The sequence below is a fragment of the Rhodospirillales bacterium genome, from assembly GCA_014323865.1.
GTDB lineage: Bacteria > Pseudomonadota > Alphaproteobacteria > SP197 > SP197 > SP197.
Window position 1 is genome coordinate 286,619 of sequence record JACONG010000016.1, and the last position, 17,788, is coordinate 304,406.

A 17,788-nucleotide genomic window follows, 5' to 3' on the forward strand; every position below is an offset into this window, starting at 1 on the left:
CATCCATGACGCCGGCGTTACCGCTGGCGTTCGCCAGTGTGCCCGATGCGAAAGATGACCTTGATCCCGGCTTCGACGTGCCGGGGTTCCCATTCAGGCTTCGGTTCTCGTGCGGCATTGCGCGAGAAACTCCTTGACCGTCTCCACCGCCAGCCCTACATCCCCGCCACCGCCGCCAATCAAGGACGATACCGTCCGCGATCCCCTGATGGGTTCGCGCGATGCCGTGTCGTCTGGAGGGTCGTGCCATGGCTTTCAAGGTCGTGACCGCGAACCGTCTGCTGGACGGAGCGGTGGTGTGGATGGCGCCCGAGGAGCGCTGGACGGAGTGCCTGGATGCCGCACTCGTGTTCGAGTCCGATGACGGTGCGGCCATGCTGGCGATGGCCGGGCGTGCGGTCACCGACCGGCTCGTGGTGTCCCCCTATCTGATCGATGTCGCGCCCGGTGCCGCCGGTGTTCGGCCGGTGCACATCAAGGAGGTCATTCGTGCGGCGGGCCCTACGGTGCGGCCTGACCTGGGCTACCAGGCCCGGCTTTCCCCCGTCGCCCGGTAACGCGGGAGCCCGCCGATGTACCGCTACGACGAGTTCGACCGCACCATCGTCAACGAACGGGTCGCGCAGTTCCGCGACCAGGTGCGCCGCCGCGTTGCCGGCGAGCTCACCGAGGACGAGTTCAAGCCGCTGCGCCTGATGAACGGGCTCTACCTGCAGCTCCACGCCTACATGCTGCGGGTCGCCATTCCCTATGGCGTGCTGTCCTCGCGCCAGATGCGCCGGCTGGCGCGGATCGCGCGGGTCTACGACAAGGGCTACGGCCATTTCACCACGCGCCAGAACATCCAGTACAACTGGCCGCGCCTGGAAGAGGTGCCGGATATCCTGGAGGAGCTGGCCGAGGTCGAGATGCACGCCATCCAGACCAGCGGCAACTGCATCCGCAATGTCACCGCCGACCAGTTCGCCGGTGTCGCGGCCGACGAGATCGACGACCCCCGGATCTACGCCGAGATCATCCGCCAGTGGTCCACGCTGCACCCGGAGTTCAGCTTCCTGCCGCGCAAGTTCAAGATTGCCATCACCGGCGCGCCCAACGACCGGGCGGCCGTGAAGGTGCACGACATCGGCCTGCGCATGGTGCGCAACGACGCGGGCGAGGCGGGTTTCGAGGTGATCGTCGGTGGCGGCCAGGGTCGCACGCCCATGGTAGGCCACGTCGTCCGCGCCTTCCTGCCGGTGCCCCGGCTGCTGACCTATCTGGAGGCCGTCCTGCGGGTCTACAACCAGCTCGGCCGGCGCGACAATCTCTACAAGGCGCGGATCAAGGTCCTGGTGCACCAGACCGGTGTCGAAGCGTTCACGCGGCTGGTCGAGGACGAGTTTCAGGCGATGGCTGAGGAGACGCCCCAGGTCCTGCCCGGTGGCGAACTCGCGCGCATCCGCGCCTGCTTCCGGCCCCCGGCCTACCGGACGCTGGAGGACCATCCCGCAACGCTGACCGAGGCGCTGGCGGCCGATCCGGCCTTCGCCCGCTGGCACAGCACGGCGGTCTCGGCCCACAAGCAGCCGGGCTACGCCATCGTCACCATCGCGCTCAAGCCGATCGGCGGCGTGCCCGGCGACGCCACCGCCGCCCGGATGGACGCGGTCGCCGATCTCGCCGACAGGTTCGGCTTCGGCGAAATCCGCGTGAGCCACGAGCAGAACCTGGTTCTGCCCGATGTGGCGCAGGAGGAGCTGTTTGCGCTCTGGCAGGGCCTGGTCTCGGCCGCTCTCGACACGCCCAACGCGGGCCTGATCACCGATATCGTCGCCTGCCCGGGCCTCGACTACTGCAATCTCGCCAATGCGCGTTCCATCCCCGTCGCCCGGGAGATCGGCAAGCGGTTCGCCGCTCTCGACCGCCAGCATGACATCGGCGAGCTGAAGCTCAGGATCTCGGGCTGCATCAACGCCTGCGGCCATCATCACGTCGGCCACATCGGCATCCTCGGCGTCGACAAGAAGGGCGTGGAGCACTACCAGATCACGCTCGGCGGCGACGATACCGAGACCGCGGCCATCGGCGACATCGTCGGCCCGGCCTTCCCGGCCGAGACGGTGACCGATGCGGTCGAAACCATCGTCGGCGTCTATCTCGACCGGCGCGAAGCGGGCGAGCGTTTCCTCGACACCTGTCGCCGGATCGGCCTGAAGCCGTTCAAGGAGGTGCTCTATGCCGCTCATTAAGGATGGCGCTTTCAGCAGCGACCCCTGGGTCCGCGTCGACGACCGACAGGCCCTGCCCGATGGGCCGGTCGTCATCACGCTCAGGCGCTGGCTCGCCGAGCGCGGCGCGCTCGAGGCGCGCAACGCGCCGCTGGGTCTCGTGTTGGCCAGCGACGAGGCACCCGACGCGCTGGCCGACGATATCGCGCGCTTCGACCTGATCTGTCTGGAATTCCCGAGGTTCACCGACGGACGCGCCTACTCTTGCGCGCGCAAGCTGCGGGAACGGCTGGGCTATGGCGGCGAGCTGCGCGCGGTGGGCAATGTCCTGCGCGACCAGTTCCTGTTCATGCACCGCTGCGGCTTCGATGCCTTCGAGGTTTCCGGGAACGACGATCCGGCGTCGTGGCAGCGTGCCGTCACCGAGATCTCCGTGGCCTACCAGAGCGCGGCCGACCGGCGTGCCACAATCGTCCGACAACGCCACGCGGACGAGGCACCAAAGCGCCGTTGACAAGGCCGGGGAACATCGCACCGCGTGCCTCTTCCCGGGAAGTCGTCGTTGGGTGTTTTCATCCCGCGGCACGGCTTCATGCCGAAGGCGCCGCATTTCCACAACCGATGCCGCGCCTGGTCATCCGGCACCGACACCGTGTTGAAACAGCCAACATCCCGGATAGGCCCGCATCAACCCACCGTTTTTCGCCACGCCGGCTTCTCTCGGTCGCGACCTCCCGGTCGTCGGCCAGGACACGGATGCCCTGCGGCACGGTCTCGCCGACCACGCACTGGGTCGCTCCGCCCGAGATGTCGTCAACGTCGAGCACGCCGAAGATGACGACCAGGTCGACACGATCGCCCGTCAGGACGAAGCCGCCGCCGCTCGTGTCCGGGCTGACGCGGATCGTCGCGACGCGAACCGCGGATCGCATTGATGATCACGCGATCCCCGTCCTCGCCGCCGGCATCGTGAATGAAATGATGTGAGCGGGCAGAACCGGGTTTTTCCGGGCAGATCGGCCGTGGCGAACAGCACCTCGACCGGTTGCTTCGGAGGCCTCTTCGACGCTCGACAGCAACCGGCTGACGAAAAACGCAGTGGCACCGGCGGTTGCCAGTGCGACCACAATCAGGGATGATGATGACCACACGCATGGTTAAGTTCCAGTTTGACCTCCTGATCCCGCAAGTAAAGAGATTTATCGTAATCTCTCAAGGTCTTACTTTTCCTATTGAAAAATTTCATTAACCAAATCGGATAACTCTTTACATCACCCAATATTGTTCAGTTAATCAGGAATCGTGTCACAAGGTCCATTTTGGGCCAGACGACGATGCCGCCTGCGGCGATGGCGATTCCGTAGGGCACGTCACGTGTCTGACCGAGAAGTCGAGCCAGGGGCGAGTCTTCGGCGATCCGTCCGCGCAGCAGCCGACGGATAACGAGAAGCCCGAGCGCCAGCACGCCGCCGGCGAGTCCGACAACGATCAGGAAGTCGGGCAGTATCGCAAAGCCGGTCCAGCACGCCGCTGCCGCAAGCAGCTTGACGTCGCCGCCGCCCAGCCGGTTCAGAACAAAGAGCACCAGACCGACAGCCAGAACGGCCAGGCCAGCGCCAAGATGCTAGGCGATCTCCTCAAGCCCGGCGCCCGTCACCAACGCCGCAGGCAGATAGAGACACACAAGGGCAAGGTTCAGCCGGTTGCCGATCCTGTAACGCGCGACATCGCTGGCAGCGGCGACCGCGAGCAGGATCGGGAAACCGAGCAGGAGGAGCGCCGTCGCGACCCTGGCCGGTTCGAAGTCGGTCACGCGGTCTCCTTATCTTGCGCGATCTTGCGCGGTCCTCAAACGAAAGCGAGGGCACGTGAAAGCCACGCACCCTCGCGACAGGCGAGCCGGCCGAAACCGGCTCCGAACTTGTCTTAGTTGCCCGAATCCTGCTGCATGGCCTCCGAGGTCGACTCGAAGAGAGAGTTGATGTCTTCGCCCAGGATCAGCAGGACGGCGATGATCGCAACGGCGATGGCGCCGGCGATGAGGCCGTATTCAATGGCAGTCACGCCTTCCTCGTCCTTACGGAAACGGGACAGCTTGCTCGCCGCGTAGTTCGCAATACCTATCATGACCAATCCCTCCTCAGGGTTTTCTGCGTCAAACCTGTTCCGGGGTCAAGCCCGGTATGCCCGCCGTGCCAATCAAGGCATCCCCGGTCGATGGTGAAGATGGGGAGCATTCCTTAACAAACGATTAAAACAAGCCTTAACTCTTGCCCGCGTGGTGTCAACCGTGGCCGAGTGTGCCGCCGAACGCCATGCCGCCAAGCTGCTCGACGGCAACGTCTCGCTGCTGCCAGACCAGCTGATCGCCCCCTGGGGCCCCGAGGATGTGCGGCGCGGCTACATGGGCGGCCTGCCCATGGCGAGCACCGGTTATGAAGGGGAAACGCGGCTCTACGCCAAGCAGACGCTGTTGCCCGGCAGCGAGTCCGGCGAGCGCAAAGGGCAGCGCGACCGCGAGGGGAAGACGCTCTAGCCGAACCGGGCCGGGCCCCGCAATCCGCCCCGCCGATAGAGCGCGAGATAACTCGGCACGACGACCTCGACGGTGGTCGGCGTGATGCCGAGATCGCCCAGCCCGGGCATGGACCGGGCGGCCACGTTGTCGATCTTCAGGAGTCGGACCTGGTCGGGTGTCAGAATCGGCTTCGGCGGCAGCTGCAGGAACAGCGCCTGGATCTGGGCGACCAGGAAGGGCATCGGCACAAGCAGGACGCCACGTTGCGTTTCGCGCCGGACGACCTCCATGAGCTGGCGGAACGAATAGGTCGACGGACCGCCAAGTTCGAAGGTCCGGCCGGCCGTCGAACGATCGTTGAGGCAGGCGACGATCGCAGCGGCGACATCGTCGACATAGACGGGCTGGAATCGCGTCGTACCGCCACCGAACAGCGGGATGACCGGTGACCATGTCGCCATCTGACCGAAGAGATTGAAGAAACCGTCCTCCGCGCCGAAGACGATGCTGGGCCGCACGATCGCGGCCTGGGGCATTGTCTCCAGAACCGCCTGCTCAGCCGCGGCCTTGGAGCGTGCGTAGGCCGAGGGCGACTGGAGCATCGCCCCGATGGAGGAGACCTGCACCATGTGGCGGCATCCCGACCGAGCCGCCGCCTCGGCGATGTTGCGGGCACCCTCGACATGGATGCGACGGAACGTTCTCTTGCCACGCTCGTAGAGAATGCCGACCAGGTTGACGACGGAATCGGTGCCGTCGACCAGAGCAGAGACCTGCTCGGGATCGGCGATATCGGCGCGCACCGAAACGATCTGTCCGACATCCCCCAACGGCTGCAGAAACTTGGCGCGCTCGGTGTCGCGCACGGCCACGATCACGCGCCAGCCGTCGTCGGCCAGCCGCCGGACGAGGTAGCGCCCGAGGAAGCCCGAACCGCCAAACACCACGATATCGCGCTGCGCCATCATCAATCCTCCGCTGTGGCGCGGCACATCTTAGTCACCGTCTGCGGCCGGACAAGCGTGCACGGCCTTGACACCGCATCGGCGCGACAATACTTGAAGCGCCGAGCCCAGGTGGCGGAATTGGTAGACGCGCAGGTTTCAGGTACCTGTGGGAGAAATCCCGTGGAAGTTCGAGTCTTCTCTTGGGCACCATCATCAGATAAGATGTTTCGCATTGATGCGCCGAAGGCACCGCAGCTTGCGCCGCAGGCATGCTGCGCCTAGGTTGCCGAGCGTTCGTAGCGGGCCTGGCTGGCAGCATGGCCAACATTCTCTATCAGGGCGATCTCCCCGACGATCTCGATCTCGGGACCGTGGTCGCCGTTGACACGGAAACCATGGGGCTCAATCCGGCCCGTGATCGGTTGTGCCTGGTGCAGCTGTCGTCGGGGGACGGCAACGCCCATCTTGTGCAGATCGCAAAGGGGCAGACCGAAGCGCCCGTTCTGAAGGCGCTTCTCGAGAACCCGGACATTCTGAAGATCTTCCATTTCGCCCGGTTCGACGTCGCTGTGCTGCGACGCTGTCTCGACGCCGTCGTGGTGCCAGCCTACTGCACCAAGATCGCTTCGAAACTGGTGCGGACATTTACCGACAGGCACGGCCTGAAGGATCTCTGCAAGGACCTGATCAACGTCGACATCTCGAAGCAGCAGCAGAGCAGCGACTGGGGCGCGCCGGAACTCTCCAATGATCAGCTGAAGTATGCCGCGTCGGACGTCCTGCACCTGCATCGTTTAAGGGAAGAGCTCGACCGCAGGCTCGAACGGGAAGGTCGCAGCGACCTCGCGCGCGCGCTGTTCGATTTCCTTCCCCACCGGGCGGTGCTTGATCTCTCAGGCTGGGACGATCCCGACATCTTCCAGCACTGAGTCGGCAATCGGAGACGCATACGGCGTGTTGCAAGACCACTCCCCGACAGCGAACCCGGTCGCGGCAGCGTCGCAAGGTCGCGCGACGGCCGGACGCGGACGCGTCAAGATCGACTGGCGCTACACCCGCTTCGTCGGCCTGATGCGCTGGCTCCTTCCCGTCAGCGCACTTTTGCTGGCGACGTCGGTCATCGTGTGGCCCTACTTTAATGTCACCGGCACGCGAACGACTATCGACATCAACATGCTCGCTCGCGACGTTGGTATCCTCGGCGCCCAGCCGACCATGACCAATGCGCGTTTCCTGGGTACGGACAAAGATGGCGACTCCTATACCGTGACCGCCACAAGCGCATGGCAGGAACAGGGCTACGACGAGTTGATCTACCTTGAGGATCTTCAGGGCGACATGACGCTCGATAGCGGCATGTGGGCGACGATCTTGTCAGACCGCGGCGTCTACGACCGGGTCGGCCAGTTTCTGGTCGTCGAATCGAACGTCAGCGTCTTCACCGACGAAGGTTACGAGCTTCACAGCGACTATGCCCTGATAGACCTCGACAACGGCACAGCCGAAGGGCACCTGCCGGTCCGAGGCCAGGGACCGGCCGGCCTGATCGACGCGCAGGGTTTTCGTATCACCGACAACGGGGACCGGCTGTTCTTCGACGGCCGGGTTCATCTCACCATCTTCCCGGGAGCCACACCGTGACGGCGCATCGTCTGATTCCTGGCCTTTTTCTGGCGCTTGTCGTGACCGTGCCGGCGCTCGCGCAGGTCATCGACTCATCCCGTCACGACAGCAGTCTGCCGCTGGAGATCGAGGCGGACACGATGGAGGTCGAGCAGAACAGCCAGCGCGCCACATTCACCGGCGCGGTCGACGTCAAGCAGGGTGCTCTGACGCTCAATGCCGACACGCTGATCGTGCACTACCGCGAGGGCGAGGGCAGCGACAGCCAGATCAGTCTGATCGAGGTGATCGGCAACGTGTTCTTCTCGACGCCGCAGGAGACCGCTCAGGGGGACAGCGGCACCTATGATGTGGACACCGGGGTGATCACGCTGTTGGGCAATGTCGTGCTGACCAACGACAACTACGTGCTGCGCGGCGATGAAGCAACCATGAACCTTGAAACTGGCCAGAGTCAGATGACCGGCAGCAGTGATCGGGTTAAGGTGATCTTCGATAACGCAGGCTCACAAGAAGATCCTTGAGTTGACCACGGTAACGGCATCAGACCGCCCCACGCTTGTCGCCGACAATGCGGGACTGGCAGCGCAGAACCTGAGCAAGACCTACAGGCGTCGCCCGGTTCTGCGCGACGTCAATGTCGGTGTGCAGCGCGGCGAAGCGGTCGGGCTTCTGGGCCCCAACGGCGCGGGCAAGACGACCTGCTTCTATCTCATCACCGGCCTGATCACCGCCGATTCCGGCACCATCACGCTCGACGGCAATGACGTCACCGAACTGCCGATGTACCGGCGGGCCCGGATCGGCATCGGTTATCTGCCGCAGGAAGCGTCGATCTTCCGCGGCCTTACGGTCGAAGCGAACATCCGCGCCGTTCTGGAAGTGGTGGAGAAGGACCGCGACGTGCGCGAGGCCATGCTCGACGAGCTGCTCGCAGAGTTTTCGATCTCGCATCTGCGCCGCACGCCGGCTCTGGCACTGTCCGGCGGTGAGCGCCGCAGGGTCGAGATCGCCCGTGCGCTGGCCTCGCGCCCGAGCTTCATGTTGCTCGACGAGCCGCTGGCAGGCATCGATCCGATCGCGGTCGGCGACATTCGTGATCTCGTCACCCATCTCAAGGACCGCGGCCTGGGCGTGCTGATCACCGATCACAACGTGCGCGAGACACTCGACATCATCGACCGGGCCTACATCCTGCACGAGGGCCGGGTTCTGATGGAGGGCACGCCTGACGAGATCGTGGCGCACGAGGGCGTGCGCCGAGTCTATCTCGGTGAGCGCTTCCGCCTCTAGCGTGGTTTCAGGACAATGAGCCTGGCTCCATGTCTCGACCTGCGGCAGACCCAGTCCATGGTGATGACGCCGCAGCTGCAACAGGCGGTCAAGCTGCTGCAGCTCTCCAACATCGAGCTGACCTCCTACGTCGCAGAAGAACTCGAGCGGAATCCGCTGCTCGAGCGCGACTCTGCCGCCGAAACGACCCAGCCCGAGGCCGAGGATCGCAACCGTCAGGCGTTGGAGACAGAAAGCGAGGCAAGCGACCGGCGCGACGATGCGGAGAACGTCAATCTCGATGCGGCGGGATCGATGCCCTGGAGTACCGGGGGCCCGGTGGGACGAGGCAGCAACGCGGGCGGTGGTCTCAACGGCGTTGAGAGCACGGTCGCACGCGATTTCTCGCTGCAGGAGTACATGGCGCAGCAGATCCATATGGAGCTCGACGGAACCGAACGGCTGATCGCGCTCCACCTCCTCGGCACCCTCGATCAGGCCGGATATCTCACGGCCGATCGCGAACAGACCCTGGCGCAACTCGGATACACACAGGAGGCGTTCGAAGCGGTGTTGCAAAAGCTCCAGCGACTCGATCCGCCCGGCGTCTTCGCCCGCGACCTCAGGGAATGCCTGCGCATCCAGCTCGAGGACCGGAACCGGCTGGATCCGGTGAGCGGCGCCATGCTCGACAATCTCGACCTTGTCGCCAAGCGCGACTTCAACACCCTGAGAAAGATCGGCAACTGCTCGAACCAGGACATTCTCGATGTCCTCAACGAACTCAAGGCGCTCGATCCCAAGCCTGGTCTGCGTTTCGACGCCGGTCCGATCCAGGCTATCGCCCCCGACGTGATCGTGCGCGCCAGCCAGGCCGGCGGCTGGCATGTCCAGCTCAACACCGACAGCCTTCCGCGCATCCTGGCGAACGAGTGTTACTTCGCCGAGGTTCAACGCAATGCCAGGACCGACGAGGACAAGGCTTTCGTCACCGAGCAATGGACATCGGCCAACTGGCTGCTGAAGGCGCTCGATCAGCGGGCGCGGACCATTCTGCGTGTCGCACAGGAGATCGTGCGCCAGCAGGACATGTTCCTCGTCAAGGGTGTGGAACATCTGAAACCTCTGGTTCTTCGGGACATTGCCGATGCCCTGGAACTGCACGAAAGCACGGTCAGCCGGGTGACCAGCAACAAGTTCATGCTGACGCCGCGGGGCATTTTCGAACTGAAGTATTTCTTCACCGCCTCGCTCGGCAATACCGACGGCGGCCCCGCCCATTCGGCAGAGGCCGTGCGGCACCGCATCAAAGCGCTTGTGGAGGCCGAGACCGCAGCGAAAGTGATGTCCGACGACGGTATTGTCTCCGCACTCGCCGACGAGGGGATCAGCATCGCGCGCCGCACGGTGGCCAAGTATCGCGAAGCCATGCGCATTCCGTCATCGGTTCAGCGCCGCCGCGAACTGCGTCTCGACAGAGCTCCCAAACCCTGATTCGAAGCTTTTGGATGGTGCGCGAGGACTGCTTGTCTCGGCGGCAGTCTGGCGATATATGTGCGTGCCTCTGAGAGGGCCACGCCCCCATCGAGACGGGCGATCTGCCGCCGGATCCTTGGGCGCCGGCCGTTGAACCATGCAGATGATCGATGGGAAGACCATGAAGATTGCCGTGACAGGGCATCAGGTTGACGTTGGCGACGCGTTGCGCAGTTTTGTGACCGAAACGCTGGAAAACGGCGTGAGCAAGTACTTCGCCGATTCCATGGAAGCGCACGTGACCTTCTCGCGAGAAGGCAACGACTTCCACGCTCACATCTCGGTTCATGTCGGCCATGACATCCATGCCGAAGGCCGGGGCAGCAGCGACGACGCCTATGCCAGCTTCCGTCTGGCAGAGGAGCATGTCGAAAAGCAGCTCCGCCGCAGCAAGAGGAAGCTGCGCGAACACCATTGAACGGATCGATCGGCCCGCGCGTGTGGTGCCGGATCGGAGTGAGGATATGGAGATTTCTGAGCTGTTGACGCTCCAAAGCATCGTGCCCCGGCTGCGCGCCGCCAGCAAGAAACAGGCCTTGCAGGAACTCGCGTGCCAGGCGGAGACGATCTCGGGCATCAACGAACGGCTCGTTTTCGATGCCTTGCTGGAACGGGAGCGCCTGGGTTCGACCGGAGTCGGCCTCGGCATCGCCATTCCACATGCCAAGCTGACGGGTCTTGAGAGGCTGCATGGCCTGTTTGCGCGCGCCGATGCCGCGATTGATTTCGACGCGATCGACGAACAGCCCGTCGACCTCATGTTTCTGTTGCTGGCCCCGGAAAGCGCCGGTGCCGACCACCTCAAGGCGCTCGCCAAGGTCTCGCGCCTTCTGCGCAATCAGGACGTCTGCGAGAAGCTGCGCGGTGCCAACGGGGCGGAAGCAATCTACGCCCTTCTGACCGAAGCCAGTAAAGCGGACTGAGGCAGTCATGCTGGTCCACGGCACCTGTATCGAACTCGACGGTGTCGGCATCCTGTTCCGAGGTCCATCGGGTAGCGGAAAGAGCGACCTTGCCCTGCGGTTGATTGACAGCTGCGGCGCGCAGTTGGTGGCCGACGACCAGGTCGACCTCGAAAGCCATGACCAGCGATTGATAGCACGCGCCCTGGAGCGGCTCGCAGGCCTCATGGAAGTGCGCGGCGTGGGAATCGTCCCGGTCGACCACGCCGCTTCGGCAAGACTTGCCCTGATCGCCGATCTCTGTGCGCCTGAAGAGATCGAGCGTCTGCCCGAACCGCGCCGGGAGATGCTTGCCGGGGTCGAACTCCCCGCCCTTCACCTCTGCGCTCACGAACCCTCTGCAACGGCCAAGGTTCGCGCGGCGCTGGCCCTTCACCGGCCACAGGCGGACAGGCGATGACTGAGGAAACGAACGACCGGCATCTGGTCCTTCTGACCGGGCTCTCGGGAGCAGGGCGCAGCACCGCGTTGAAAGCGTTGGAGGACGAAGGCTACGACGCGATTGACAACCTTCCCCTGCACCTGGTGGAGATGCTGCTCGATGAGACCGACAACGTCCGGCTCGCGATTGTGGTCGACGTGCGGCAGCGCAGCTTCGATGTCGATGCGTTTCTCGCCATGAGCGATCGTTTGCGCACGCGTCCGCGGCTCAGCGTAACCGTCGTGTTTCTCACCTGCGACAGCGACGGCCTGCAGCGCCGTTTCACCGAGACCCGGCGCCCTCACCCGCTGGCCGGCAACGGCACCGTGGCCGACGGCATCGAAACCGAGCAGGCTCTGATGAAACCCGTCATGGCGCTCGCCGATCTGGTGGTCGATACCAGCGCGATGAACAGCGCTGCGCTGCGGCGCCATGTCGGCGAACACCTTCGTTTCGATCCGACACCGAGGCTTTCTGTCTTTGTGATGTCGTTTTCCTATCGCATGGGCATTCCCGGCAACGCCGACCTCGTCTTCGACGTGCGCTTTCTGTCGAACCCGCACTACGTCGACGAACTCAGGCACAAGACCGGCAAGGACGCCGAGGTCGCCCGTTTCATCGAATCCGACGACCGATTCGCGGACTTTTTCGACCGATTCGGCGGCCTGATCAGCGATTTGCTGCCCGCCTACACAGCCGAGGGGAAGCGCTATCTGACCATTGCCATCGGCTGCACCGGCGGGCGCCATCGGTCGGTTTTTGTTGCCGAACGGCTCGCCCCTCTGTTAAGCGAGGGCGGACGTCGTGTTGCATTGCAGCATCGTGAACTAACGTCATAACAGGCCGCCAAGGGCCTGCCTGATCGCACCAGCAGACGCAGCGAGCCATGATCGGATTGGTATTGGTCACCCACGGCCGCCTGGCCGAGGAGTTTGTTGCCGCCACCGAGCACGTCGTGGGCGAGCAAACGGCCGTGCGGGCCATCTGCATCGGCCCCGACGACGACATGGAGAAGCGCCGCGACGACATTGTCGAGGCCGTCAAGCAGGTCGACTCGGGTGCCGGGGTGATCGTGCTGACCGACATGTTCGGCGGCACACCGTCGAATCTCGCCATCTCGGTGATGGAAGCGGGCAACATCGAGGTCATCGCCGGCATCAACCTTCCGATGCTGATCAAGCTTGCTTCCGTGCGGGAGACCGCCTCGATCGACAATGCGGTTCACGCTGCCCAGGAATCGGGGCGCAAGTACATCAACGTGGCAAGCAGCCTGCTCAAGTCCAAGGGCTAAAACGGACATGGCGAACCCGGACGGATCGGCGGAAGTCGTGAGTCGGCGCCTCGTGATTGTCAACGAGCGTGGCCTGCACGCACGCGCGGCCGCCAGATTCGTCGCGACCCTCACCGACTTCGAGGCCGAGGTTGACGTCGAGAAGGACGGTGTGCGGGTGTCGGGACGCTCTATCATGGGGCTGATGATGCTCGCGGCCGCGCCGGGAACCACCATCGCGGTCGATGCCAGGGGCGCCGACGCCGAGGCCGCGGTCAACGCGATCACGACCCTGGTCGAGAATCGGTTCGACGAGTAGGCCGGGCACCATGACCGACAACACTCTGGCAGGTCTCGGTGTTTCGCAGGGCATCGCCATCGGTCCGGCGTTCGTGACAGAACACGGCTCGCTCGATGTGCCGAGCTTTGCCATCAAGGCCGATGCGGTCGATGACGAGATCGTCCGCTTCGGCAAGGCAATCGAGAAGTCAAAATCCCAGATCACGAAGCTGACCGCCAAGGCGCAGTCCCTGCCGGCGAGCGCCGCTGAGGAGCTCGAGTACCTGCTCACGGCACACGGCCAGATGCTCGACGGTTCCCGCCTCGTGCGCGGTGTCGAGACCCGTATCCGCGAACAGACGATCAACGCCGAGGCCGCAGTCTGGCAGGAGGTGGGTGAAATCGCCCAGGCCTTCGCGCAGATGGAAGACAGTTATCTCGCGGAGCGCAGCAAGGACGTCCATGACGTGGGCCAGCGGCTGATTCGCAACCTCATGGCCAAGCCCTATCGCGCCCTGACCGAACTGGCGGCCGGAACCGTCGTGGTCGCCGACGAGCTGACGCCGGCCGATACGGCACTGCTTGACCCGGCGCGCATCGCGGGCTTCGTCACGGCGATCGGCGGCGCTCAGGACCACACCGGCATCCTGGCCCGCTCGCTCGGTCTGCCCGCCGTCGTCGGCACGTCCGATCTTCTCCAGAACGTCCGCACCGGCGATATGGTCATTCTTGATGGTCAGGTCGGCACGGTCATCGTCAATCCGACAGATGACGTTCTGAAGCGTTATCAGGATCTCCAGACAGAGTTGAAGCGTCAGGCGCGCAAGCTCGAGCGGCTGCGCAATGTGCCCGCCAATACACGCGACGACATCCGTATCGGCCTGCAGGCCAACATCGACCTTGCCAGCGAGATCGGCCCTGCCCTGGAGCACGGCGCAGAGGGCATCGGGCTTTACCGCACTGAATACCTCTTCCTGAACCGCGATGATGTGCCGACCGAGGACGAGCAGTACGCCCATTTGCGCAACATCGTTGAAGCCATGGAAGGCCGCCCGGTCACCGTACGCACGCTCGATGTCGGCAACGACAAGCTGCCCTATTCCTTGGGTGAGCACCTGACGGTGAGCGCTAACCCGGCGATGGGCCTGCGTGCAATCCGTCTGTCGCTCAAGGTCGAGGAACTGCTGGAGAACCAGCTTTCGGCCATCCTGCGGGCCGGCGCCCACGGCCCCGTGCGCATCCTGCTGCCGATGATCTCGACGCCGTCCGAGGTCCGACAGGTCCGCCAGGCGCTCAAGAAGGTCGCGATCCGGCTGCGCCGCCGCCGGCAGAAGTTCGCCGATCCCCTGCCGCCAATCGGCGCGATGATCGAGATTCCGGGCGCGGCGCTCGCCGCTGACGGCCTGGCGCGGGACTGCGAGTTCTTCTCGATCGGGACCAACGATCTGACAATGTATACGCTCGCCATCGACCGCGGCGACGAGCAGGTGGCGCATCTCTACAGCCCGCTGCACCCCGCCGTGCTGCGGCTGATCCAGTTCACGACAGCAGCCGCCCTGCGCGCACGCATTCCGATCAACGTCTGCGGCGAGATGGCGGGTGACGAGCGCATGACCGCGATCCTGCTGGGTCTGGGCATCCGCGATCTTTCGATGGCCTCGGCCGCCGTGCCGCGGGTCAAACAGCGCGTCAGGACGCTCGACACCAACGAGGCGATGCGACGGGCTCAGACGATCATGGAACAGACCGATTCCGGGATGGTCGCGGCCCTGCTCGACGACTTCAACGCGTTGGCCTGAACCCCGCATCCGCTGGACGCCCCAGCACGTATTTGTTAAGCGGTGCGTCCCGCCCGGCAGGGCCATTGATTACCCGAAATTACCCGACAGATTGCAGAAACGGACGCTGAGATGAGCGAATTCACAGACTACAAGGTTGCCGACATAGGCTTGGCCGAGTGGGGCCGCAAAGAGATCGAGATTGCCGAGGTCGAAATGCCCGGCCTGATGGCGATCCGCGAGGGTTACGGCAAGGACAAGCCGCTGGCCGGCGCGCGCATCACCGGCTGCCTGCATATGACCATACAGACCGCCGTGCTGATTGAGACTCTGGCCCATCTCGGCGCCGAAATCCGCTGGTCGTCGTGCAACATCTTCTCGACCCAGGATCAGGCGGCCGCAGCAATTGCTGCGGCCGGAATCCCGGTCTTTGCCTGGAAGAGCGAGACCGAAGAAGAGTACGTCTGGTGCATTGAGCAGACGATCCACGGCCCCGACGGCTGGGTGCCGAACATGCTGCTGGACGACGGCGGTGACCTCACCGCGATCATGCACGACAGGTACCCCGAGCTTCTCAAGGACGTGCACGGCGTCAGCGAGGAGACTACCACCGGCGTGGCACGTCTTTACCAGATGGCCAAGAAGGGCGAACTTCTGGTTCCCGCCTTCAACGTCAACGATTCCGTGACGAAGTCGAAGTTCGACAATGTTTACGGCTGCCGCGAGAGCCTCACCGACGGCATTCGCCGCGCCACCGACGTCATGATGGCGGGCAAGGTCGCCGTGGTCGCGGGTTACGGCGGTGTCGGCAAGGGTTCGGCGCAGTCGCTGCAGGGTGCGGGCGCCCGTGTGATGGTGACCGAAATCGACCCGATCTGCGCGCTCCAGGCCGCCATGGACGGCTATGAGGTCGTCACCATGGACGATGCCGCGTCCAGGGCCGACATCTTCGTTACCGCCACCGGCAACACGGATGTCATCACGGTCGACCACATGCGGGCCATGAAGGACCGTGCGATCGTCTGCAACATCGGCCACTTCGACAACGAGATTCAGGTCGAGGCGACCAGGAACTTCAAGTGGAAAAACATCAAGCCGCAGGTCGACGAGATCGAGTTCCCCGACGGCAAGAAGATCATCCTTCTGGCCGAGGGTCGCCTGGTGAACCTGGGCTGCGCGACGGGCCATCCGAGCTTCGTGATGAGCGCCAGCTTCACCAACCAGGTGCTGGCCCAGATCGAACTCTGGAGCCACAAGGACAAGGGCACCTACAAGCGTGACGAGGTCTACGTGCTGCCCAAGCACCTTGATGAGCAGGTCGCCATGCTGCACCTGGAGAAGGTCGGCGCGACGCTCACCAAGCTGACCGATCATCAGGCCGACTACATCGGCGTCGACCGGAACGGTCCGTTCAAGCCGCACGAATACCGTTACTGATTACTCGCGACAGTGTGATCGACGGGGGCCGGAGCGAATACTCCGGCCCTCTTTCGTTCAGCGGCAGGATCGCAGGTGGCCCATGTCGAGATGGACGTGGTCGTCATGGGCCTCGTTGTACGCGGGACCCGGAACGACGTTGAACAGGCCGCAGCCGTTGGTGATGGGTCGCTCGACAGTCCTCAGGCAGGAAAGCGGCGCGCGGTCGAGCGCGGCGTGGCAGGCCTCGGGATCGGCGGCCAGGCTGTTGAGCGGGAGGCGCGTCAGCCTGTGCGGTTCCGCTGCAAGATCAATGGGCGACAACCACCAGCTTTCAGGGATCCGCAGCCCTCCTTGCTGCAGAGCGGTCAACCAGAAGCGCGGCGAAGACCGCTCCGGTCACACCAAGCCGCAGACGCCACGACAGACGTCGAAATCCAAGCATCGCGTTCTCCCATCCGCGTGCAGGAGAACGACGAAGCGTGGCCGAAACAGGTCGCTCGCACGGCCGTTTCAGGCCCCCGGGACACCTCGGGTGGTCGAGTACTGGAAGTGAAGCGGTTTGTCCGGATAGACGAGATCATGGATGGCATGGGCTGCCATCGCCGTTTCGGAGAAGCCGGAGAGAATGAGCTTCAGCTTGCCGGGATAGGTCACAATGTCGCCGACGCCATAGATGCCGGGCGTGCTGGTCTGCGCCGTGGCGGGATCGGTGGTGATGAGGTTCTTTTCCAGATTGAGACCCCAGGCGGCGATCGGGCCGAGCTCCATACGCAGACCATAGAAGGGCAAGAGCAGATCGGCGTCGAGGCGGCGCTCGTTGCCGTCAAGGTCGGCCACGATCACGGCCGAGAGTTGTCCGCCTTCACCGTCGAGCCCGTGTAGATGGTACGGCACGACCAATTCGACCTCACCCGACTCGACCAGCGCCTGCATGCGCTTGACGCTGTCGGGTGCAGCACGGAATCGATCGCGACGATGGACAACCATGATCTCGTCGGCGATGCCGTGGAGACCGAGAGCCCAGTCCAGCGCGGAATCGCCGCCGCCCGCGATCACGACCTTCTTGCCGCGATGGTCCTCCTTGCGGGTCACGAGGTAGGCGACCGAACCGGTCTCCTCGTAAGTCTCGATACCGGACAGAGGCGGACGGTTGGGCCCGAAGGCACCGCAACCGGCGGCGACGACGATGGCCTTGCAGACGATCTCCGTGTCGGCCGACGTCCGCACGACAAAGGCGCCGGCCTCGCCTTCCAAGGCAACCACCTGCTGGTCGAGATGGCAGACGGGATCGAACGGCGCGGCCTGCTGGTCGAGTTGACGGATCAATTCAGAGGCCTCGATCTCGGGATAGCCCGGAATGTCGTAGATCGGCTTCTCGGGGTAGAGCGCCGTGCATTGGCCGCCGACCGCATCGAGCGTGTCGACCACATGGCAGCGCATGTCGAGCATGCCCGCCTCGAAAACCTGGAAGAGACCGACCGGTCCCGCGCCGATGACCACGATGTCGGTCTCGTGCCGCTGTGCCATGCGTTATCCCCGTGTAACCACCACCT

Annotated in this window: 24 protein-coding genes and 1 tRNA gene; 18 read left to right on the plus strand and 7 right to left on the minus strand. The window is 64.1% G+C overall.

Annotated features, from left to right (window positions below; all coding sequences use genetic code 11):
• Positions 1 to 221: 221 nt before the first annotated feature.
• The 3 genes from GDA49_10250 to GDA49_10260 are packed head-to-tail and all read left to right on the plus strand — an operon-like array spanning position 222 to position 2,724.
• Entirely contained in the window at positions 222 to 557 is a 336-nt protein-coding gene (locus GDA49_10250; GenBank protein MBC6440767.1) for a DUF2849 domain-containing protein, read from the plus strand.
• A gap of 15 nt (positions 558 to 572) precedes the next feature.
• Positions 573 to 2,231, plus strand: coding sequence for a nitrite/sulfite reductase (locus GDA49_10255; protein MBC6440768.1), 1,659 nt, complete (start codon positions 573 to 575; stop codon positions 2,229 to 2,231).
• Positions 2,218 to 2,724, plus strand: coding sequence for a DUF934 domain-containing protein (locus GDA49_10260; GenBank protein ID MBC6440769.1), 507 nt, complete (start codon positions 2,218 to 2,220; stop codon positions 2,722 to 2,724). The genes GDA49_10255 and GDA49_10260 overlap by 14 nt, the downstream gene beginning before the upstream one ends.
• Positions 2,725 to 2,800: 76 nt before the next feature.
• Here the strand turns inward: GDA49_10260 and GDA49_10265 are convergent, their stop codons facing one another.
• The 4 genes from GDA49_10265 to GDA49_10280 all read right to left on the minus strand — a co-directional run bounded on the left by GDA49_10265 (position 2,801) and on the right by GDA49_10280 (position 4,337).
• Positions 2,801 to 3,142 carry a hypothetical protein gene (locus GDA49_10265; GenBank protein ID MBC6440770.1) on the minus strand — a complete coding sequence of 114 codons (342 nt, stop codon included), beginning with the start codon at positions 3,140 to 3,142 and terminating at the stop codon, positions 2,801 to 2,803.
• 353 nt (positions 3,143 to 3,495) lie between these two features.
• Complete coding sequence (locus tag GDA49_10270) at positions 3,496 to 3,795, minus strand: prepilin peptidase (GenBank protein MBC6440771.1); 300 nt, start codon at positions 3,793 to 3,795, stop codon at positions 3,496 to 3,498.
• A 39-nt stretch (positions 3,796 to 3,834) separates the two neighbouring features.
• A complete protein-coding gene (locus tag GDA49_10275) occupies positions 3,835 to 4,023 on the minus strand; it encodes a hypothetical protein (GenBank protein ID MBC6440772.1) in 189 nt (62 codons plus the stop codon).
• Positions 4,024 to 4,136: 113 nt separating this feature from the next.
• On the minus strand, positions 4,137 to 4,337 hold the full coding sequence (locus tag GDA49_10280) for a Flp family type IVb pilin (GenBank protein MBC6440773.1): 201 nt from the start codon (positions 4,335 to 4,337) through the stop codon (positions 4,137 to 4,139).
• Positions 4,338 to 4,488: 151 nt separating this feature from the next.
• Here GDA49_10280 and GDA49_10285 point away from each other — a divergent pair, with 151 nt between their 5' ends.
• Positions 4,489 to 4,746: a hypothetical protein gene (locus tag GDA49_10285; GenBank protein MBC6440774.1), complete on the plus strand. Its 258-nt coding sequence runs from the start codon at positions 4,489 to 4,491 to the stop codon at positions 4,744 to 4,746.
• Here GDA49_10285 and GDA49_10290 read toward each other — a convergent pair.
• Entirely contained in the window at positions 4,743 to 5,693 is a 951-nt protein-coding gene (locus GDA49_10290) for a complex I NDUFA9 subunit family protein (GenBank protein ID MBC6440775.1), read from the minus strand. The two genes, GDA49_10285 and GDA49_10290, sit on opposite strands and share 4 nt — an antisense overlap.
• A gap of 105 nt (positions 5,694 to 5,798) precedes the next feature.
• On the opposite strand from GDA49_10290, the gene GDA49_10295 reads away from it, so the two are divergent.
• From GDA49_10295 to GDA49_10360, 14 genes are all read left to right on the plus strand, one after another.
• Positions 5,799 to 5,885 (plus strand) — tRNA-Leu (locus GDA49_10295).
• A 107-nt stretch (positions 5,886 to 5,992) separates the two neighbouring features.
• Positions 5,993 to 6,604 carry a ribonuclease D gene (locus tag GDA49_10300; protein MBC6440776.1) on the plus strand — a complete coding sequence of 204 codons (612 nt, stop codon included), beginning with the start codon at positions 5,993 to 5,995 and terminating at the stop codon, positions 6,602 to 6,604.
• 25 nt (positions 6,605 to 6,629) lie between these two features.
• Positions 6,630 to 7,316, plus strand: a complete 687-nt coding sequence (gene lptC, locus GDA49_10305) for an LPS export ABC transporter periplasmic protein LptC (GenBank protein ID MBC6440777.1) — start codon at positions 6,630 to 6,632, stop codon at positions 7,314 to 7,316.
• Positions 7,317 to 7,357: 41 nt separating this feature from the next.
• Positions 7,358 to 7,822, plus strand: coding sequence for a lipopolysaccharide transport periplasmic protein LptA (gene lptA / locus GDA49_10310; protein ID MBC6440778.1), 465 nt, complete (start codon positions 7,358 to 7,360; stop codon positions 7,820 to 7,822).
• Positions 7,815 to 8,591 carry an LPS export ABC transporter ATP-binding protein gene (lptB, locus tag GDA49_10315; GenBank protein ID MBC6440779.1) on the plus strand — a complete coding sequence of 259 codons (777 nt, stop codon included), beginning with the start codon at positions 7,815 to 7,817 and terminating at the stop codon, positions 8,589 to 8,591. Before lptA ends, lptB begins: the two co-directional genes overlap by 8 nt.
• Positions 8,592 to 8,606: 15 nt before the next feature.
• Positions 8,607 to 10,064, plus strand: coding sequence for an RNA polymerase factor sigma-54 (gene rpoN / locus GDA49_10320; GenBank protein ID MBC6440780.1), 1,458 nt, complete (start codon positions 8,607 to 8,609; stop codon positions 10,062 to 10,064).
• A gap of 145 nt (positions 10,065 to 10,209) precedes the next feature.
• Positions 10,210 to 10,524, plus strand: coding sequence for a ribosome-associated translation inhibitor RaiA (gene raiA / locus GDA49_10325; protein MBC6440781.1), 315 nt, complete (start codon positions 10,210 to 10,212; stop codon positions 10,522 to 10,524).
• A 46-nt stretch (positions 10,525 to 10,570) separates the two neighbouring features.
• The gene (ptsN, locus tag GDA49_10330) at positions 10,571 to 11,029 is read left to right on the plus strand and encodes a PTS IIA-like nitrogen regulatory protein PtsN (protein ID MBC6440782.1); all 459 of its coding nucleotides are present in this window, start codon (positions 10,571 to 10,573) and stop codon (positions 11,027 to 11,029) included.
• 7 nt (positions 11,030 to 11,036) lie between these two features.
• Complete coding sequence (locus GDA49_10335) at positions 11,037 to 11,468, plus strand: HPr kinase/phosphatase C-terminal domain-containing protein (protein MBC6440783.1); 432 nt, start codon at positions 11,037 to 11,039, stop codon at positions 11,466 to 11,468.
• Positions 11,465 to 12,328 carry an RNase adapter RapZ gene (rapZ, locus tag GDA49_10340; GenBank protein MBC6440784.1) on the plus strand — a complete coding sequence of 288 codons (864 nt, stop codon included), beginning with the start codon at positions 11,465 to 11,467 and terminating at the stop codon, positions 12,326 to 12,328. The genes GDA49_10335 and rapZ overlap by 4 nt, the downstream gene beginning before the upstream one ends.
• Before the next feature lie 47 nt (positions 12,329 to 12,375).
• Positions 12,376 to 12,780: a PTS sugar transporter subunit IIA gene (locus GDA49_10345; protein MBC6440785.1), complete on the plus strand. Its 405-nt coding sequence runs from the start codon at positions 12,376 to 12,378 to the stop codon at positions 12,778 to 12,780.
• A gap of 7 nt (positions 12,781 to 12,787) precedes the next feature.
• Entirely contained in the window at positions 12,788 to 13,078 is a 291-nt protein-coding gene (locus tag GDA49_10350) for an HPr family phosphocarrier protein (GenBank protein MBC6440786.1), read from the plus strand.
• Positions 13,079 to 13,088: 10 nt separating this feature from the next.
• Positions 13,089 to 14,837: a phosphoenolpyruvate--protein phosphotransferase gene (gene ptsP / locus GDA49_10355; protein MBC6440787.1), complete on the plus strand. Its 1,749-nt coding sequence runs from the start codon at positions 13,089 to 13,091 to the stop codon at positions 14,835 to 14,837.
• A 111-nt stretch (positions 14,838 to 14,948) separates the two neighbouring features.
• Positions 14,949 to 16,253 (plus strand): adenosylhomocysteinase, encoded by a 1,305-nt coding sequence (locus GDA49_10360; GenBank protein MBC6440788.1) that lies wholly within the window; start codon positions 14,949 to 14,951, stop codon positions 16,251 to 16,253.
• 57 nt (positions 16,254 to 16,310) lie between these two features.
• Here the strand turns inward: GDA49_10360 and GDA49_10365 are convergent, their stop codons facing one another.
• Positions 16,311 to 16,604, minus strand: coding sequence for an extensin family protein (locus tag GDA49_10365; GenBank protein MBC6440789.1), 294 nt, complete (start codon positions 16,602 to 16,604; stop codon positions 16,311 to 16,313).
• 141 nt (positions 16,605 to 16,745) lie between these two features.
• Positions 16,746 to 17,762, minus strand: coding sequence for an NAD(P)/FAD-dependent oxidoreductase (locus GDA49_10370; protein ID MBC6440790.1), 1,017 nt, complete (start codon positions 17,760 to 17,762; stop codon positions 16,746 to 16,748).
• Positions 17,763 to 17,788 lie beyond the last annotated feature (26 nt).

Bases quoted from the DNA above. Each gene is read 5' to 3' on its own strand.
- GDA49_10250 (MBC6440767.1), top strand. From the start codon at position 222: ATGCCGTGTCGTCTGGAGGGTCGTGCCATGGCTTTCAAGGTCGTGACC.
- GDA49_10255 (MBC6440768.1), top strand. From the start codon at position 573: ATGTACCGCTACGACGAGTTCGACCGCACCATCGTCAACGAACGGGTC.
- GDA49_10260 (MBC6440769.1), top strand. From the start codon at position 2,218: ATGCCGCTCATTAAGGATGGCGCTTTCAGCAGCGACCCCTGGGTCCGC.
- GDA49_10265 (MBC6440770.1), bottom strand. From the start codon at position 3,142: ATGCGATCCGCGGTTCGCGTCGCGACGATCCGCGTCAGCCCGGACACG.
- GDA49_10280 (MBC6440773.1), bottom strand. From the start codon at position 4,337: ATGATAGGTATTGCGAACTACGCGGCGAGCAAGCTGTCCCGTTTCCGT.
- GDA49_10290 (MBC6440775.1), bottom strand. From the start codon at position 5,693: ATGGCGCAGCGCGATATCGTGGTGTTTGGCGGTTCGGGCTTCCTCGGG.
- GDA49_10300 (MBC6440776.1), top strand. From the start codon at position 5,993: ATGGCCAACATTCTCTATCAGGGCGATCTCCCCGACGATCTCGATCTC.
- rpoN (MBC6440780.1), top strand. From the start codon at position 8,607: ATGAGCCTGGCTCCATGTCTCGACCTGCGGCAGACCCAGTCCATGGTG.
- raiA (MBC6440781.1), top strand. From the start codon at position 10,210: ATGATCGATGGGAAGACCATGAAGATTGCCGTGACAGGGCATCAGGTT.
- ptsN (MBC6440782.1), top strand. From the start codon at position 10,571: ATGGAGATTTCTGAGCTGTTGACGCTCCAAAGCATCGTGCCCCGGCTG.
- GDA49_10335 (MBC6440783.1), top strand. From the start codon at position 11,037: ATGCTGGTCCACGGCACCTGTATCGAACTCGACGGTGTCGGCATCCTG.
- rapZ (MBC6440784.1), top strand. From the start codon at position 11,465: ATGACTGAGGAAACGAACGACCGGCATCTGGTCCTTCTGACCGGGCTC.
- GDA49_10345 (MBC6440785.1), top strand. From the start codon at position 12,376: ATGATCGGATTGGTATTGGTCACCCACGGCCGCCTGGCCGAGGAGTTT.
- GDA49_10350 (MBC6440786.1), top strand. From the start codon at position 12,788: ATGGCGAACCCGGACGGATCGGCGGAAGTCGTGAGTCGGCGCCTCGTG.
- ptsP (MBC6440787.1), top strand. From the start codon at position 13,089: ATGACCGACAACACTCTGGCAGGTCTCGGTGTTTCGCAGGGCATCGCC.
- GDA49_10360 (MBC6440788.1), top strand. From the start codon at position 14,949: ATGAGCGAATTCACAGACTACAAGGTTGCCGACATAGGCTTGGCCGAG.
- GDA49_10370 (MBC6440790.1), bottom strand. From the start codon at position 17,762: ATGGCACAGCGGCACGAGACCGACATCGTGGTCATCGGCGCGGGACCG.